Annotated in this window: 13 protein-coding genes; 5 read left to right on the top strand and 8 right to left on the bottom strand. The window is 63.6% G+C overall.

Annotation, left to right across the window (positions count from 1 at the left end):
- Positions 1–9 precede the first annotated feature (9 nt).
- The gene (locus tag ACRTG1_RS06340; protein ID WP_206554764.1) at positions 10–1,329 is read left to right on the top strand and encodes a DUF2254 domain-containing protein; all 1,320 of its coding nucleotides are present in this window, start codon (positions 10–12) and stop codon (positions 1,327–1,329) included.
- Positions 1,330–1,535: 206 nt separating this feature from the next.
- Here ACRTG1_RS06340 and ACRTG1_RS06335 read toward each other — a convergent pair whose 3' ends face one another.
- From ACRTG1_RS06335 to ACRTG1_RS06325, 3 genes are all read right to left on the bottom strand, one after another.
- Complete coding sequence (locus ACRTG1_RS06335) at positions 1,536–2,498, bottom strand: GlxA family transcriptional regulator (RefSeq protein ID WP_113154216.1); 963 nt, start codon at positions 2,496–2,498, stop codon at positions 1,536–1,538.
- A gap of 68 nt (positions 2,499–2,566) precedes the next feature.
- Entirely contained in the window at positions 2,567–3,463 is an 897-nt protein-coding gene (gene folD / locus ACRTG1_RS06330; protein WP_113154215.1) for a bifunctional methylenetetrahydrofolate dehydrogenase/methenyltetrahydrofolate cyclohydrolase FolD, read from the bottom strand.
- Between the two features lie 216 nt (positions 3,464–3,679).
- Positions 3,680–6,304, bottom strand: a complete 2,625-nt coding sequence (locus ACRTG1_RS06325) for a GNVR domain-containing protein (protein WP_432515927.1) — start codon at positions 6,302–6,304, stop codon at positions 3,680–3,682.
- A 251-nt stretch (positions 6,305–6,555) separates the two neighbouring features.
- On the opposite strand from ACRTG1_RS06325, the gene ACRTG1_RS06320 reads away from it, so the two are divergent.
- The gene (locus tag ACRTG1_RS06320; protein WP_394855531.1) at positions 6,556–7,776 is read left to right on the top strand and encodes a lipopolysaccharide biosynthesis protein; all 1,221 of its coding nucleotides are present in this window, start codon (positions 6,556–6,558) and stop codon (positions 7,774–7,776) included.
- Between the two features lie 8 nt (positions 7,777–7,784).
- Here the strand turns inward: ACRTG1_RS06320 and ACRTG1_RS06315 are convergent, their stop codons facing one another.
- Genes ACRTG1_RS06315 through ACRTG1_RS06305 form a run of 3 tightly spaced genes read right to left on the bottom strand, consistent with a single transcriptional unit; the run spans position 7,785 to position 10,614 of the window.
- Positions 7,785–8,657, bottom strand: coding sequence for a DUF6492 family protein (locus tag ACRTG1_RS06315; protein ID WP_113154213.1), 873 nt, complete (start codon positions 8,655–8,657; stop codon positions 7,785–7,787).
- A 2-nt stretch (positions 8,658–8,659) separates the two neighbouring features.
- Positions 8,660–9,442: a WecB/TagA/CpsF family glycosyltransferase gene (locus ACRTG1_RS06310; RefSeq protein ID WP_297564146.1), complete on the bottom strand. Its 783-nt coding sequence runs from the start codon at positions 9,440–9,442 to the stop codon at positions 8,660–8,662.
- Positions 9,439–10,614 carry a glycosyltransferase gene (locus tag ACRTG1_RS06305; RefSeq protein WP_432515926.1) on the bottom strand — a complete coding sequence of 392 codons (1,176 nt, stop codon included), beginning with the start codon at positions 10,612–10,614 and terminating at the stop codon, positions 9,439–9,441. Before ACRTG1_RS06305 ends, ACRTG1_RS06310 begins: the two co-directional genes overlap by 4 nt.
- 183 nt (positions 10,615–10,797) lie before the next feature.
- On the opposite strand from ACRTG1_RS06305, the gene ACRTG1_RS06300 reads away from it, so the two are divergent.
- The 3 genes from ACRTG1_RS06300 to proC all read left to right on the top strand — a co-directional run bounded on the left by ACRTG1_RS06300 (position 10,798) and on the right by proC (position 14,075).
- Positions 10,798–11,796, top strand: a complete 999-nt coding sequence (locus ACRTG1_RS06300) for a glycosyltransferase family 2 protein (protein ID WP_206993904.1) — start codon at positions 10,798–10,800, stop codon at positions 11,794–11,796.
- 106 nt (positions 11,797–11,902) lie between these two features.
- Positions 11,903–13,162 (top strand): Hsp70 family protein, encoded by a 1,260-nt coding sequence (locus ACRTG1_RS06295; protein WP_206546975.1) that lies wholly within the window; start codon positions 11,903–11,905, stop codon positions 13,160–13,162.
- Between the two features lie 106 nt (positions 13,163–13,268).
- Complete coding sequence (proC, locus tag ACRTG1_RS06290) at positions 13,269–14,075, top strand: pyrroline-5-carboxylate reductase (protein WP_206544623.1); 807 nt, start codon at positions 13,269–13,271, stop codon at positions 14,073–14,075.
- A gap of 242 nt (positions 14,076–14,317) precedes the next feature.
- Here the strand turns inward: proC and ACRTG1_RS06285 are convergent, their stop codons facing one another.
- Both ACRTG1_RS06285 and ACRTG1_RS06280 read right to left on the bottom strand, forming a co-directional pair.
- Positions 14,318–15,637, bottom strand: a complete 1,320-nt coding sequence (locus tag ACRTG1_RS06285; protein WP_432515925.1) for an NAD(P)H-dependent oxidoreductase — start codon at positions 15,635–15,637, stop codon at positions 14,318–14,320.
- Positions 15,638–15,689: 52 nt separating this feature from the next.
- Complete coding sequence (locus ACRTG1_RS06280) at positions 15,690–16,169, bottom strand: Lrp/AsnC family transcriptional regulator (RefSeq protein WP_113154206.1); 480 nt, start codon at positions 16,167–16,169, stop codon at positions 15,690–15,692.
- Positions 16,170–16,259: the final 90 nt, after the last annotated feature.

Below are 16,259 nucleotides of genomic sequence, written 5' to 3'. Positions count from 1 at the left end.
GGAGGGAGTGTGAACGGCTACTGGTTCCTCTTCAGGCGGCTCACGCGAGCCCTGTGGTTTCTGCCGGCGCTGTTCTGCGTCTCGGCGGTCATCGTCATTGTCCTTGCCTATCTTTCGGCAGACCTGCTGCCCGAAAGTCTGGATGAAAGCGCGCTTCCCATAACCGTTTCGGGAGAAGCGCTGCGCAACATTCTGGGCATCGTCGCTTCCAGCATGCTGGCGGTCGCCGTCTTCGCGCTTTCAACGCTGGTCAACCTGCTCACCAGCGCCGCGCAGACAGGCTCGCCCCGCGCCGTGCCGCTTTTCTCCGGCAATCGCGCCGCCCGCACCACCATCTCCGTTTTCATCGGCGCGTTTCTCTTTTCCATCATCGGCATAATCGGCCTGTCGAGCGGCATCTACACGCTTGGCGGACGGCTCATCCTCTTCGCCGCCACCGTCATCGTGGTCTTTGCCGTTGTCTGGGCGCTGATCCGCTGGGTACGCGAAATCTCGGTTGTCGGACGCGTCGTGGAGATGACCAGCCGGCTTGAAGAGACAACACGGGAAGCCCTCACCCGCCTTGGCCGCGACGGGCGCTATGGCTGCACCGCCGCCACGCTCTCCTCCAGTCCGTCAGGGCGAACCGTAAGCGCCGGGGCGGTCGGCTTCGTCCAGCATTTCGACCCGCATGCGCTGCAGGAACTGGCGGAGGCCAGCGATCTCACAATCCATGTTCTCGTCCGCCCCGGCGATTATGTGGACCACGCCACCGCGCTTGCCGTCGTCAGCGGCGAGGCGGACGATGCCTGCCTTGAAGCGGTCCATGACGACTTCATCATCGGTGAGGAGCGCACCTTCGATTCCGATCCGGGATTCGGCTTCCTCGTTCTGGCCGATGTCGCCCGCCGGGCGCTTTCCCCCGGCGTCAACGACCCTTCCACCGCAATCCACGTTCTCACCGTGCAGACCCGGCTTCTTGCCGACTGGGCGCTGACGGACAAGGAGGCGGACAGCGATAACGACGAGCCGCCCTACCCCAAGGTGACCTTTGCGCCCGTGAAGCCCTCCGCTCTTTTGGATGCAGCCTTCCGGCCCATATCCTACGAAGCCGCCTCCGGCGCGCCCGATGTCGGACTGGCGCTGTTGCGTGGCCTGTCCTCGCTTGCGCGTGTCGCGCCGGGAGCCTTCCGCGACGCCGCCACGGCGCTGGCCGCAGACTTCACCGCCCGCGCGACCTCATACGCCTCCCACGCACCCGATGTGGCTGCACTGCGTAAAGCCGCTGCCGAAATCGGTGGCGTTGTTTCGGAAGCCGAGCGCCCTCGCCCTTCGACAGGCTCAGGATGAGGGCTACTGAGAGGGCGCAGTTGCTTCAAGCTCTATGCCCGCTTTTTAGTCAGCACGGGAGCCTCATTCCGAGGTTTCTTGGGCGTGTGTAGTCAAGTTCTCAACTGTGTGGGTATGAAGGGAGAACCGGCACCGCAGTAGCCCTCATCCTGAGCTTGTCGAAGGGCGGGGGCGCTTGGCTCCACCTCTATGCCTCCGACCACCCCTCAATAACCAGCGCGGCGCTCTTCCGATGGCGGGCGCCCGAATTGCTGGCGATAACTCTGCGCGAAATAGGAATGCGAGGTGAAGCCCGTTGCAATCGCCACATCAAGGATCGGCATGTTGGTCTGCCGCAGAAGCTCGCGCGCCCGCTCCAGCCTGAGCCGCATGTAGTAGCGCCCCGGTGTCATCCCCAGATGCCGCAGGAAGAGCCGCTCGACCTGGCGCACGGAAAGGCTCGCCGTGCCGGCAAGCTGCGCCGCCGAATAAGGCTCATCCAGATTGTCGGCCATCAACTCGACGATCTTCTTCAGCTTCTCCGACTTGCCTGTCAGGTCGCGCTCCGGCCCCGTGCGCTGCCGGTCGCCGGCGGAGCGGATGCGCTCGTGCTGAAACTGGTTGGCGACGTCATTGGCAAGATCCGCGCCAAGGTCCGTCCGCACGATTTCCAGCATCAGGTCGATGGAAGTCGTCACGCCCGCGCAGGTATAACGCCGGCGGTCGATCTCATAGACATTGCCCGTGCATTCGATATCGGGAAAGCGCTCCATGAAGGAGGCCCGGTTCTCCCAGTGGATCGTGCAGCGATGGCCGGCAAGCTGCCCGGCCTCGGCAAGCAGATAGGAGCCCGCCGCCAGCGCACCCAGCGCAGCACCGCGCCGGCCAAGGCTGCGCAATGCGGCAAGCACCACGCTCTTGCCGGGAAACTCGGTGGTGAGCCCCACGCAAACGAAGAGAATATCGACAGGCGGAAGATCGGCGACTGCGTAATCGATCTTGATCGGCAGTCCGTTGGACGCCATCACCGCCTCGCCATCAGCCGAAACGGTCACCCAGCTATAGACGTCACGCCCGAGCAGGCGGTTGGCCGAGCGCACCGTGTCGATGGCCGCTGCCAGAGAAAACATCGAAAACTTGTCGACCAGCAAAAATGCGAAATGCCGTCGGTCCTGCCGCGCCTCGCCCATGGGCAATTGTTCTAAAACAGGCTTGTCTGGCAGGAGAGGCATGGCAGATGGTCCCGATCAGAAAGAGGCTAGAAAGCCGGTGGTTCAAGCCCCGCGGTGCGGAACGCGGAAGTGAGCGTGTTGGCCATCAGCATGGCGATGGTCATCGGCCCCACGCCGCCCGGCACCGGGGTGATAGCGCCGGCGCGCTCCTTTGCTTCGGCAAAGGCCACATCGCCCACCAGCCGCGTCTTGCCCTCGCCCTTTTCCGGCGCGGGAATGCGGTTGATGCCCACATCGATCACGGTCGCGCCGGGCTTCACCCAGTCGCCCCGAACCATTTCCGGCCGTCCCACTGCGGCAACGAGAATGTCGGCCGTCGCGGCCAGCGCCGGCAGATCCTTCGTGCGGCTGTGCGCAACGGTCACCGTGGCGTTGGCGGCCAGAAGCAGGTTCGCCATCGGCTTGCCCACAATGTTGGAGCGCCCGATCACCACTGCCGAGAGGCCGGAGAGGTCCCTGCCGCGCACCCGCTCAAGCATCAGCATCGCGCCCGCCGGCGTGCAGGGCACGAAGGCGCTGTCCAGCGCACCGGTTCCAAGCCTGCCGACATTGATGAAATGAAAACCGTCGACATCCTTGTCCGGGTCGATGGTCTGGATGATGCGCGCTTCATCGATGTGCCCGGGCAGCGGCAGCTGCACCAGAATGCCGTGGATCGCCGGATCGGCGTTGAGTTCCTCGACCAGCGCCACCAGCGCGTCTTCCGACGTTTCTGCCGGCAGCGAATGCTGAACCGAATGGAAGCCGCATTCCTTGGCGCGGCGCGACTTGGACGCCACATAAACCTGGCTTGCCGGATCTTCGCCGACGATCACCACCGCCAGCCCCGGCGTCACGCCGTGTTCGGCGAGCGTCGCAGTCTGCGTCTTGACCTTCGCAACCACATCCTCTGCGATCGCTTTTCCGTCGATGATATCGGCCATGTCTTTCCCCGGTCAGGCGTCAGTGCGTGCGGCCTCCCGGTCCACGCCAAGGCGCTCGCATCGGGATCGCACTCCAGCCCGCATAATGGGGAAAACGCAGAACCGCAATCCCGGCTTCGCGTCGTTTGGCGACGTTATTGGGAAAGAAGGCGAATTTGTCTGGAACGCGCCCGCCGTTCGGCAGCGTCAGGCAAGACCACCTGACGCCGGAAACGTCTAGTACCGGAACCGGTTTGCCCGGCGCACGGCCAGTGCATCGACCTCGCGACGCACGGCTTTCAGACGATGGTGGATTTCGCTGAAGCGGTCGTCGCCATCGTCTTCTTCATGAAACGGCTCGCCAGCACTCTGCGGACCTGCCGCAAATCCAGCCTGCGCCATCGGCGGCACCTGCTGCCAGACGGGATAGGCCGGCATCATCGGCATGTTGATTCCCGGCTGGCCCATCCCCGGCTGACCCATCACAGGCTGCCCCATCACTGGCTGAAACGGCGCCATTGCAGGCATCATGCCGGGCTGCATCGCAAGCTGTGGCGCATATTGCGGCTGTGGCTGGGGCTGGGGCTGAACCTGGGGCTGCGAAGCTGCCGACGCCCGCACCCGGTGCCGTAGCTCCGCATACCGATCGGCAAGATCATCGATCTCATCGTCCATATGCGCCGTAAACGCATGGTCGAGATCATCTTCATCCTCACGCGCGTCCACACCGGCCATTGCATAGCGCTCACCCGAACGCGGACGCCATTCGCCAGAATGCCGGTCTGATGCAGCATCCCGCAGCCGGTCGTCGGACGCGTGCCGCCAGGATCCGCCACCGGGCGGTGTCGGGTCAGGCTCCGGGTCATGATCGTCATAACCCTGGCTGCCTTCGCCGCCTTCGTCTTCCTCGGCCTGACGCTCGGCCATGTTTTCGCGCAGGCTCTGGATCGCCCCGCCGGCAGCGCCAATGCCCACGCCGAACAGGAAGCCAAGGATCATGCCCGCCATCGCGATCGACGAACGCGACGGGCCGATCGGATCGAGCGGCGGCACGGCCTGCGAAATCACGCTCACATTGGCGGTGTTCAGGCGTTCCTGCTGACCGGTCTCACGGGCGCGCAGGAGCAGCGATTCGTACACCGAGCGCTTCGCATTCGCCTCGCGCTCAAGCTCGCGAAGCGTCACCTGCTCCGATGCCAGCTTGCCCTTCTGAACCTTCAGCCGCGCGAGCTGGCCGGCCAGATCCTGCTCAAGCTGAACGGCGCGCTGCAATTCCACCTGGTTGGATGCCGTCACCCGCCGCAATTCGCGTGCGATCTCCTCACGCGCGCCGGAGAGTTCCGCTTCCACGGCAAGCCGCTCCGGATGACGCGGGCCGAAGCGCACGGCCAGCCTGCCCGCCTGCTGCCGCAGGCTCGCATACTGCGCCAGAAGCTCGGTCATGACGGGCGAAGAGATCTGCTCCGGCAGTGCGCCGCCCAGAACCTCGTCCACGTTCAGCTCACGCGCGGCCGCTGCACGCGCATTCAGCTCCGATGTGCGCGCCTTGGCGTTCGAAAGCTGGTCGTTGAGACGCAGGATCTCCTCATCGGTGATCAGACGCCCCTGCGCATCCACGATGTCGTTCTTCGCCTTGAAATCGGCCACGGCCCGTTCGGCCTCTTCCACTTCGGCCCGAAGCGAGGTGAGCTGCTCGGTGATCTCGCGATTGGCGCGGCCCGCCGTTGCAGACTGAAGCTCGCCAAAGGTCGACAGGAACACATCGCGCGTGGTCGTCGCGATCAGCGAGGATTTCTCGGGATCCTCCGTCTCGGCGCCAATGGTGATGATGAAGGTCTTGGCGTTACGGCTCACATCCAGCGCATCTGCGAGGTTCTCGACCGCAATGGAGTGCCGCGCCGTGCCGCCATCCTCATCGCCGCTGCTGAGCAGCGCCGAGATGAGCGCGCGCGGGCTCAACAGCAGGCTCACAATGGAACTGCCACCCGAACCGTTGAATTCCGGGTCATCCGCCAGATCCAGTTCGTCCACCACCCGCGCCAGCACATTGCCGGAGGTCATGATGGCCACCTGGTTTTCGATAAGCGCCAGCGTCGCATCCGAGGGCAGACCGCCCGGCGTCAGATCGCGTTCCACCAGCTGCAGATTGCGCGGATCGAAGATGAGCTGCGTTGCCGCGTAATACATTTTAGGCGTCGACAGCGCGACCATCACGCCAAGAACCGCACCGATGATCGTCGTCAGAAGAATGAGCCACTTGGCGCGAAAGATCCCGCTGATCACGCGCACGGGATCGATCAATGGCCGCCAGAGCCGCTCATCCGCATCACGCTTTCCGGTCTGCCTGCGCCGGTGCTGCATGGGCTCGCGATAGGCTTCGGGCTCTTCGTCAATCACGGTTCGCCGCACGGCCACATCGCGCTCGTCGCGCATCGGCGCACGCGCGGGCTCTGCGGTCTGCGCCCCGCGCTGCGGGGCCTCCGGCAGCGGAAACATCCTGTCGAGCAGGCGCTTGTGGAGCGGGGCCTTTTTCGGTGCGGTGCGCGCTTTCCGAACCGGCTCCTCGACCCGGCGCGCAGGCTGTGTGCGCTTCGGGGAAACGTCGTCCCGCGCGCGGTCACCCGCCTCGGCACGACGCAGATAGGCATCCGCCGAGGCTGCCCGCTCCCGGCGCGCCTCGCGCATTTCCGCATCCCTGTCAGAGCGCGTCAATGACGAACGGTCCGCAAGATCTTCCTGCGTTGTCGCAAGATCTTCCTGCGTTGTCGCACGATCATCACGCGGTGGCTGCATCGACAAAAGCGAGCGCGGGCGCCCGTCTTCCCTTGACCGTTTCCTGTTGGGATTTTCGGCGTCGAACATCGTGTGTGCAGCTTCCGCAAATGATGATGAAGCGGGCACATCAGCCCGCGATTATGTTAACCCAAGCTAAAGAGGCACAGGTAACAAACAGTTAACGGTAAGCTCTGCGTAAGTGTTTTTTGCCCCTGCGTCAGCCAGCAGAACAGCGCATTAAGTTTTATTGCTTATGCTCGCCGCAGAACCGGCATTTCAGGCTCAGAATTCAGGGGCGCCCCATCTCGCTACGCGACATCATCACCAGCCAGCGCCAGGTGCTGCGGGACTACCTCGCCACGATCAGCGGATCGGCGGGCAGGCTCGTCTTTTCGCTCGCCTATTTCGTGATTCTGGCCAACAGCCTGTCCATCGCCGATTTCGGTCTTTTCGCCACCGCCTCCGCCGCCGGCGTGATGGTCGGTCGCATTCTGGCGCTTGGCTTCACCGCCACGCTCTACCGCATCGCCACCGTCAAGCCGCGCCTGCTCGGCACATACGCAGCCGGTTTCCTCGTGCTGACGGTCGCTTCCCTGCCGCTCATCGCACTGGCGAGCGTGGCGCTCTATCTGGTGTTCTTTGCGGGCGACATGAAGGTTCTGCCCTTTGCGCTCGTCATCGCGTCCGACGCCATTGCCTGGCGGCTCACCGAAACGGTGATTGTGGTCAACAATGGCCTCAACCGTTTCGGCCGCGCCGCCGTCATTCTCATCGTCAGCGTCGGCATCCGCGCGCTGGCGGCCCTCCTGTTCACATTCCACGCGAGCAGCGACCTCCTCACCTGGACCGTTTTCTATCTCGCGGCAAACAGCGCGGCGCTCGTCTTCGCGCTCCTGTTCTACTGCCCCCGCCAGCGCCTGCGCCTGCAGAGCGCGCTCTACTGGCGTCGCCTTCCCGACGCGCTCTACGTGGCCGGCGCAGAAGTGCTGTTCTATCTGCAGATGGAGCTCGACAAGCTTCTGGTTCTTGCCCTTGGCAACCCGCAACTTGCCGGCATCTACGCCATCATCATGCGGCTGGTGGACCTGACCGCGATCCCCATCCGCTCCTTCTCCATGCTGCTCGTCCAGCGCATGATGCGCGCACCGGAAATGCTCAACCGCTGGAAACTGCGTCTTGGCATTGAGGGCGCGATCTTCGCCGTGTCCACGCTGGCGCTGGCGTCGCTGGCGGTGATCCTGCTGTTTTACCCCACGCTGCTGGGGCGCAATGTGGCCGAGGCAGCACCTCTGGTCATTCTGGCGCTTGCGGTTCCGGGCCTGCGCAACCTGACCGAATATCAGGCGGACCTGCTCTTTGCCCGCGGCCAGACCTTCATTCGCGCGGTCAATCTCGGCGTTCTGGCCCTGGGCAAGGCTGCACTTCTCTCGCTGGTTCTGAAAAACTTCACCGAAACACGGGACATCATTCTGTCGCTCAACGCGGTCTTCGCGGTGCTTTACGTGCTGTCGATGGTACTCACCTATCGCGCTCTGGCCAGACCGGCCAAACGCGTCTGATACTGACCCTAACCGATCACACGGCGCAGCGGTTCCAGGCTCGTCTCGGTGAAGGACTGAATGCCGATGGCCACCTGATAGGGCTCCATCCCGGCAATGAAACGCTCAATGCCGGTTTCATCCAGCTCCGGCCCCAGCCAGTAGATGTGGCAGAGCGCGCGGTCGTCGTGGAAGTGTCCTTCCCCGTTCAAAACCTCATCCACATAGCGGCCATAGAGAATGCACTCCGAGAAACGGCGGTCGCTCGCCACCACATTGATCCACGGCCTGCCGTGAACCGTCTCGATACGCCTGAGCATGTCCAGCACGGTTTCGCGTCGCCATGCGATCAGTGTGGTGATGTAGTCATGGTCGCTGGTCTGCCCGGCAGGAAGGTCAAGCGCCCTGCCCGCATTGGCCAGCCAGTCGCGGTGCCCCATGTCCATCAGCGAATGCATGCCGCCGCTTTTGCGGTATAGCCGCATCTGGCCATCGCGCCAGAAGTCGCCGCAGTCGAACGGCTTCAGGAACACGACGTCGGAATCGCAATAGACAAGCGCGTCTTCCGTCGCCTTTTCGGCAAAGGCGATGCGCCGCAATTGCTGCACATGCCATCCGCGCAGCGGCGCAAGCCGCGTGCTCAACCAGACATGGCGGCGAAAAAGACTGGTCGGATCGCGCACCGCATGCAGCCATGATGGCAAGAGATCGCGCTCGTCAACCACCACCCGGCGGTCCGTTTCCAGTGCGCGAAAACGCTCGACATCATGACTGGCGACAAGCAGGTAATGGCGTGTGTAGCCGGTCACATACCGGTCCATACTCTCACACAACAGCCTGCATCGCTCGAAATCACCGGCATAGCTGGGCGTAACGATTGCGGCGTTCTGCTGCGCTCCCATGCCTAGCCTCCGCCTGCCTTGCCGCTCAGCTTCTGACCAAGCACCCGCAGGAGAAACAGCGGATTGCCCACCACATAGCGCCGCCACAGACGACGCGGCTCAAGCCCCAGCCGGAACAGCCATTCAAGCCGCAGCCGGCGCATCCACAGCGGCGCGCGCGGCACCGCGCCGCTTAGAAAATCAAGAAGCGCCCCCACGGCAATCGGCACGGTGCAATGCTCGCCCCCAAGCTTTTCGGCAATCCACAATTCCTGGCGCGGAACGCCCATGGCCACAAGCAGCACGTCCGGGCGGATTTCCTCCAGCCTGTCGAGGATGGCCTTCTCTTCCGCACCGTCAAAATAACCGTCATGCAGGAAGACGAATTCGTGTTGCGGCGCATGCTCTGCAAGCTTCTCGGCTGCGGCAAGCGCGTTGTCGCGCCGCGCGCCAAGCAGGCCGACCGTCAGCCGGTCCTTCTGCCGCCTGAGGAATTCCGGCACGAAATCGGTGCCGTTCAGATTGTCGGGAAACGGCTCGCCGTAGAGCATCTTTGAAGCGATATCGACACCAACGCCATCCGCCAGCACCAGAAAGTCTGGCAGGACCTGGCGAAAGCGCGCGTCCGCAACGGCCACATTGGCGTTGTGCGCATTGAGGAACGTCACCTGCGTGAAGCGCCGTTCGGCAATGCTTTCGGCCAGCATCGCAATTGCCGCGTCACGGCCAATTGCCGTCACATCCGTTCCCAGAATGTCGCGCCGCTCGGGCACCGGTGTGATCTTGTTCGGCGCATCCACGTTCATGCGGCCTCGTTCTGCCGGCCAAAGCCAGACTGCTGAAGCCCGTGAAGCACGGCCTTGTCGAGCGCGTTGCGCTGCTCCTCATGGAATGTCCGCCCGTCAAGATCGACAGGCGATCCGGCGGCACGCACCAGCGCGTCTGCAAAGGCGCGCGGCTCGTCGGCAAGGGTGCAGTTCTCCGGCTTGTAGGAAATGCCGCGCAGCGCGCTCTGCGTGGCGACGCTCGGCAGGCCCAGCTCAAAGGTCTCGATCGTCTTCAGCTGCACGCCGGTTCCGGCACGGCTGATAAGCGGGACCACCTTGCCCGACCGCACAAACTCCACCGCGTCGGGAACACGCCCGACAAAGGCGATGCGGGGGTGTTCCTGCGCCAGGCTCGCCGGCGCGTCACCGGCCACCGCAATGTGAAAGTCGTCAGGCAGGTGCGGCACAACCTGTTCCAGAAACCAGTCGAGCCCGATGCGATTGGGCGCCCAGCTCCACGTGCCGATCAGCGCCGCGTCGTAATCCGTCCTGCGTTCATCGCCCGTCACCTCCACCGGCGCATGCGCCACCAGCGGCAGAACTGCCGAGCGCCGGTCATCCGCCACGCCCAGAACCTGCCGGTCATCCTCGGAAAGCGTGTAGATGAAATGCGCATCGGCGCACAATTGCGCTTCCAGCGTTTTCAGAAGCTTCGCCTCACGGCCAAACATGAAACGCGCAATGGGGCTGCGTGCGGCGCGCGCGCTCTGCTCGGCGGAAACATACTCCACATTGTGCGCCACATAGATGTTCGGCAAATGGGCGAAAATCTCGCGGAATGCGCCTGCAAACTGCACGGAATTGAAGATGACGCCATCCACCGGACCAAGGCCGTCGAGTGCGGCGCGAACCTGCGCCGGCGAGGCAAGCAGCATCTTGGCGGACGAGAACGTCATGTTGCGCGTCATTGCACGGGCAAGCCATCGCAGCTTCTGAAGACCGCCCGCCGCTTCGGTGCGCGGGTCCATTTCACCCAGAACGACCGTGTCGTCGGCAATGTTGCGCGCCTCACGTCCCTGCCAGGCAAAGCCCATGACGGAGACCCGGCACCCCGCGCGCGACAGCGCGCCGAGGATTGCCGCATTGGCAATCTCGTAGCCACTCTTGGGCGTCCCGTCGGGAACGATGGATGTCGCAAAGACCAGATGCATGCACTTTTCCTGTTTGGAACGTTCTGTCAAACAGCAATGAACTCTTCATTAAGGGAGAAGCCGGGGAAACACTTTTGGCGGGCATAACACCATTTCCCTGCCGCAAAAACCTGCCGCACTTAACGCCGCCTTAATTGCCGCCACCGCTTATAGAGCGCGAAACAAGGGGGCATTGGCGGGATCGTGACGCAGGACAGGGCAGACAAGTCGGTTTCAACCGTCGCGCGAACGCCATCGCTGAGCGTGCAGGAGATCGAGTGCGTTGTCACCGTTCCCACCTTCAAGCGCCCCGATCAGCTTCTCGACACGCTCCATTCGCTTGCCGCCCAGAAAACCGCGCGCCCCTTTGCCATCATCGTGATGGAAAACGAGGCCGAAGCACACGAAGGCGCAGACGCAGCCGCGCCGCTCTTTGCCGATGGCACGTTCAACGGCATTGTCATCATCGCCCATCAGCGCGGCAATTGCTGCGCCTACAATGCCGGCTGGGAAACCGCGCTGGCTGAATTTCCGGCCTTTCGCTATCTCGCCGTCATTGACGATGACGAACTCGCCTCTCCGCACTGGCTTGAAAACCTCTGCGCCACGGCGGAGAAATTCGACGCCGATATCGTTGGCGGCCCGCAGGTGCCGGCCTTTGAAAAGCCTGCGCATGAGCGCTGGGCGACCCACCCGGTCTTCGCCCCGCCCTATGATGAAACAGGCCCCGTTGCAGCGCTCTACTCCTCCGGCAATCTTCTTGTGACGCGCCGCGTTCTGGAAGCAATGCCGCGCCCCTTCCTCGATCTTCGGTTCAACTTCATGGGCGGCGGCGATTCCGATTTTCTCAGCCGTGCGCGCCAGAAAGGATTTCGCCTTGCATGGTCGGCGGAAGCAGAAACGCAGGAGATCGTGCCGGCACGCCGGGTCGAACGCGACTGGATCCGCGCCCGTGCGCTGCGCAACGGCGTCATCTCCACACTGGTGGAAAAGAAGAAACGGGCAGACGAAGGCTTCGGCCGGCTGCGTGTCTTCGCCAAGAGCCTCGCGCTTCTGGCCCTCTCCCCGCTGCGTGGAGCCGCCCGGCTTGCAAAGACCGGCTCCATCTCCACCGCCATGTATCCCGTCTATGTCGGTCTTGGCCGCGTCATGGCCGAATTCGGCTACGCGAACGAGCAGTATCGCGAGCCGGAAAAAAACTGACGGCCTTTCCCGCCAACAAAACGCTTCGCCGCTGTCGACTTCCCTTCGGTGATTGTGTATCGGTCCCGCTCCCCTGACCGATCCACATCCCCCAAGGACATAAGCTATGCGAGCGCTGAGCGGCGGCATCGACTTCGGCACGTCGAATTCAACAGCCGGTTTCATGGAAAACGGCCAGCCACGGCTCATCGAGCTGGAGCGTGGCGAGGTCACCATGCCGAGCGCGGTGTTCTTCAATTTCGAGGACAACCGCACCTATTTCGGCCGTAGCGCCATTTCCTGCTACACGGAAAATGCCGAAGGCCGGCTTCTGCGCGCCCTGAAAAGCGTTCTCGGATCGTCGCTGATCCACGAGAAAACGCGCATCAAGGCGCATTCCATCGCCTTTTCCGACATTATCGGCTCGTTCCTGCATTTTCTGAAGGACAGCCTCGAAACCAATCTCGGCGGACCGGTCGACAACATCGTGCTCGGCCGACCGGTGCAGTTCGTCGATGACAATCCGGAAGCCGACCGCCGCGCGCAGGACGAGCTTGAAAAAGCGGCCCAGCGGCGTGGCTTCAAACACATCGAGTTTCAGTTCGAACCCATTGCCGCCGCCCTCGATTACGAGCAGCAGGTGAGCGGCGAGGAACTGGCGCTGATCGTCGATATCGGCGGCGGCACGTCCGACTTTTCCGTCGTGCGCGTCTCCTCGGAACGCGCGAAGCAGGCCGACCGCAAGGACGACATTCTTGCCAGCCACGGCGTGCATATCGGCGGCACGGATTTCGACCGCCTCCTGAGCATCGCCCATCTGATGCCGGAACTCGGCTACCGCACGCTCACCAAGGACGGCAAGCGCCAGCTCCCCGCCGGATATTACATCGACCTTGCCACCTGGCAGCGCATCCACATGCTCTACACCAACAAGGCGATGACCGATCTCAGGCAGATCCGCTACGAAGCGGCCCAGCCCGAACTGGTGGAGCGTATGATCGACGTGGTTTCAAACCGGCAGGGTCATGCGGCCGTGGCCGAGGTGGAACGGGCGAAGATCGCGCTGACCGACCTGACGGAGAGCGCCATCGAGCTTCCGCTCACCGAGGAGAAGCTGCATCTGCCCGTCACGCGCGACGAGCTGAACGACGCCATTCGCGTCACCGTCGAGCGCGTTCAGAAGGCCGTCAGCGAAACCCTCGTCAATGCCGGTATCGGGCCTGAGCGGATCACCGCGCTGTTCCTCACCGGCGGTTCGTCTGCCATCCCGCTCCTGCGCGAAAGCGTTCTGGGCATGCTGCCGGCCGCTTCCGTGGTCGAGGGCGACATGTTCGGCTCCGTCGGACGCGGCCTGGCCCTGGACGCCGGGCGCAGGTTCGGCGCCTGAGCCCACTCGTTCGGACCGGGGCGCCAAAACGCCCCGGCCCACATCCTTCTGTTGCATTCGCCGTCCGCACGCGGCATTCCTCTCCCATCATCAAGGGAGAAGTTTCATGGGCAAATCGGTCATTCTCGTCGGCTGCGGAAACATGGGTTACGCCATGCTGAAAGGCTGGATCGCGGCAGGCAAGCTCGCCTCCGGCGACGCCACCGTGATCGAGCCGAATGCGGACCTGCGCGCCCGCGCCGCAGCACTCGGCGTGACGGTTACCGACAGCGTTGACACGCTGGAGCAAGGCGCAGACATGATCGTGTTCGCCGTCAAGCCGCAGGTCATTCGCGACATCGCCCCCGCCTATGCCCGCTTCGCCGACAAGGCCACCTTCGTCAGCGTTCTCGCCGGCACCGGAACGGCCACATTCGAGGAAATTCTCGGCCGTCATGCCGCGGTTATGCGCTGCATGCCCAACACGCCCGCCGCCATCGGCAAGGGCATGATGGTGCTGTTCTCCAACCGCAATGTGAGCGACGGGGCAAAAGCCTTCGCCGGGGAACTGCTTGCCACCAGCGGCGCGGTCACCACCATCGACAATGAAGAGCTGATGGACGCCGTCACCGCCGTTTCCGGCTCCGGCCCGGCCTATATCTTCCACTTCATCGAATGCCTGACGGCTGCCGGCGAGAAGGCCGGCCTGCCGAAGGAAACCGCAAAGCTTCTCGCCATGCAGACGGTCTATGGCGCGGCCTGCCTTGCCAAAGAAAGCGATGACGAGCCCGGCAAGCTGCGCGAGCAGGTGACAAGCCCGAACGGCACCACCGCCGCCGCGCTCTCCGTCTTCATGGATGAGAACCGCCTTCTCGATCTGGTAAGCGACGCCGTCGACGCCGCCAAGAAGCGCTCCATCGAACTGGGAAAGTAGAGGATCGGCGCAGGCCCCTCATCCGCCTGCCGGCACCTTCTCCCCGCCAGCGGGGAGAAGGAAGAAAACCGCCAGCTTCAAGGCCCCCAAGCAACCCGCAAGGCACCGCCTCACCTTCTCATCTCAAACGGGGAGAAGGGGATATTGAAGGTGACACGCCTTCCGGTTACGACGCGTTTCCTTCTCCCCGCACGCGGGGAGAAGGTGCCGGCAGGCGGATGAGGGGCGAGCACCCCACGCCATCACCCTTCGCCGAACACCATCGCATCCTGCCGCGCCCTGAGCGCCACCAGCCGCGAAGCCGCGTCGGGCGCAACATTCGCATAGGTCAGAAGCGCGCCCTTCTTCACCGGGGCCGTCACCGTGCCGCCCTCAAGCAGCCCGCATGGCACGGCCTTCACCGTACGCGCCTCTTCCGCCGTCATGATCCACGAGCGGTAGGAATATTCGCCGATCGCGTCGAGCCGGTCGCCGGGCTTCAGATCCTTCTTCGCCACCGCACAGACTTCCGCAACCGGCCTGTCGAGCGGCACCATGTCCGCCTTGTTGTAGAGCACGGCGCGCGCGCAGGTGAGCGGCACTTCCAGCGAGGTCAGGTGATAGGGCCGGAAGAAGGTGTAATACGGCCCCTCCCCGAGCTTCAGATCGTTCATGCGCTCGCGCAGGCGCGGATGGTCCATCTCCGCCACCACGAACACGCCCGGCGCAACACCCTTGCCCACCGTGAAGTCGACACAGCCCTTCTTCGAGAGCACGCCGCCATCGGCAATCGGGCAGAGAACGCTGGAAAGCTCCTCGCGGCTTGCCGCCGGGCCATGCATGCCCGGCTTGTCCGGCACGAGGCCCGTGGCATTGGCGATGGCCGCCATCTCCACCATCGTCTTGGAGCCGTCGACGAACTCGACCAGCATGCGCACATTCATGTTGCGCCGTTCCGCCTCCTCGGCGTAGTCGTCCGGCACCGCGTCGATGTTGAGCGGATTGTTCTTGCCCTTGCCGGCGGCAACGATATCGTGCCCCATGGCCGAGACGAACTCGATCAGCTCCTTGCAGGAAGACGGCTCGTCGCCCGCGCCCAGCGAATAGGTCACGCCCAGCCGCGCCGCCTCACGCTTCAGATAAGCGCCGATGGTCACGTCGGCCTCGACATTCATCATGACGAGATGCTTGCCCGCCTCCATGGCCGAAAGCCCGATCTCCGCGCCCACCGCCGGCTTGCCCGTGGCGTCGATCACCACGTCCACCAGATCGTTTTCGGAAACCAGCCGGGAATCGCCCGAAAGCGCCGTCTTGCCGGCGCGGATCGCGTCGCTGATCGCGCCTGCCGTTTCAGCCTCCACCGCGCTCCCGGCAGCGCGTCCGGCAATCTCGATGGCCTTTGCCGCGCGTTCGGGCCGCGTGTCGGCAATGGCCGCCACCTCGATGCCCTTCATGCGCGCCACCTGCGTGACGATGTCCGTGCCCATCTCGCCGCAGCCGATCAGGCCGATGCGCACCGGCCGCCCCTCTTCCGCCCGCTGCTCAAGATCGCGCGCGAGACCCGTAAGCGCCACATTCGTCATCCGATGTCCTCCTCGTTTGGCGACCGAGATAGAAGCGGCCCGGCGCGGTATGTCAACCGCTCTTCACCTGCACCGGAACCGGACTGTTTTTCTTGATATCTTTCAGAACGAGGTTGGTGCGCACATTGGCGATGCCAGGCAGGCGGAACAGGAAATCCTCCAGAAACCGGTTATAGGCCGCCAGGTCGCGGCACACGACGCGCAGATGGTAATCCGCCTCTCCCGTCGTGGAGTAGCAGTCGAGCACTTCGGGCCGCCGCCGCGTCTCGGCGATGAACGTGTCCACATGCCGGTGGTCATGCCGCGTCAGCGACACATGCACGATGGCCTGAAAACCGAGCCCCGCCTTCTCCACGTCCAGCAGAGCCGCATATTGCGTGATCAGCCCCGCCTCCTCCAGCGCCTTCACCCGCCGCCAGCAGGCTGAAGCCGACATGCCGGCCCGCTCCGCCAGCTCCTGGTTCGAGAGCCGGCAATTGGCCTGAAGTGCGTCCAGAAGCCTCTTGTCCTGTTCACTCAGCTTTTCGGGCATAGGTCCAAATCCTGAAAAATTCTCCGATACATCCGTATATATCGGACAATTCTTCCAGAAACCAAATTCCAACCGCCAAATCTGGCACAA

Source organism: Nitratireductor sp. PBL-C9 (assembly GCF_050877045.1).
In the GTDB taxonomy this organism is placed as follows: Bacteria; Pseudomonadota; Alphaproteobacteria; order Rhizobiales; family Rhizobiaceae; genus Nitratireductor; species Nitratireductor aquimarinus.
This window is presented reverse-complemented; position numbering and strand designations above follow the sequence as displayed.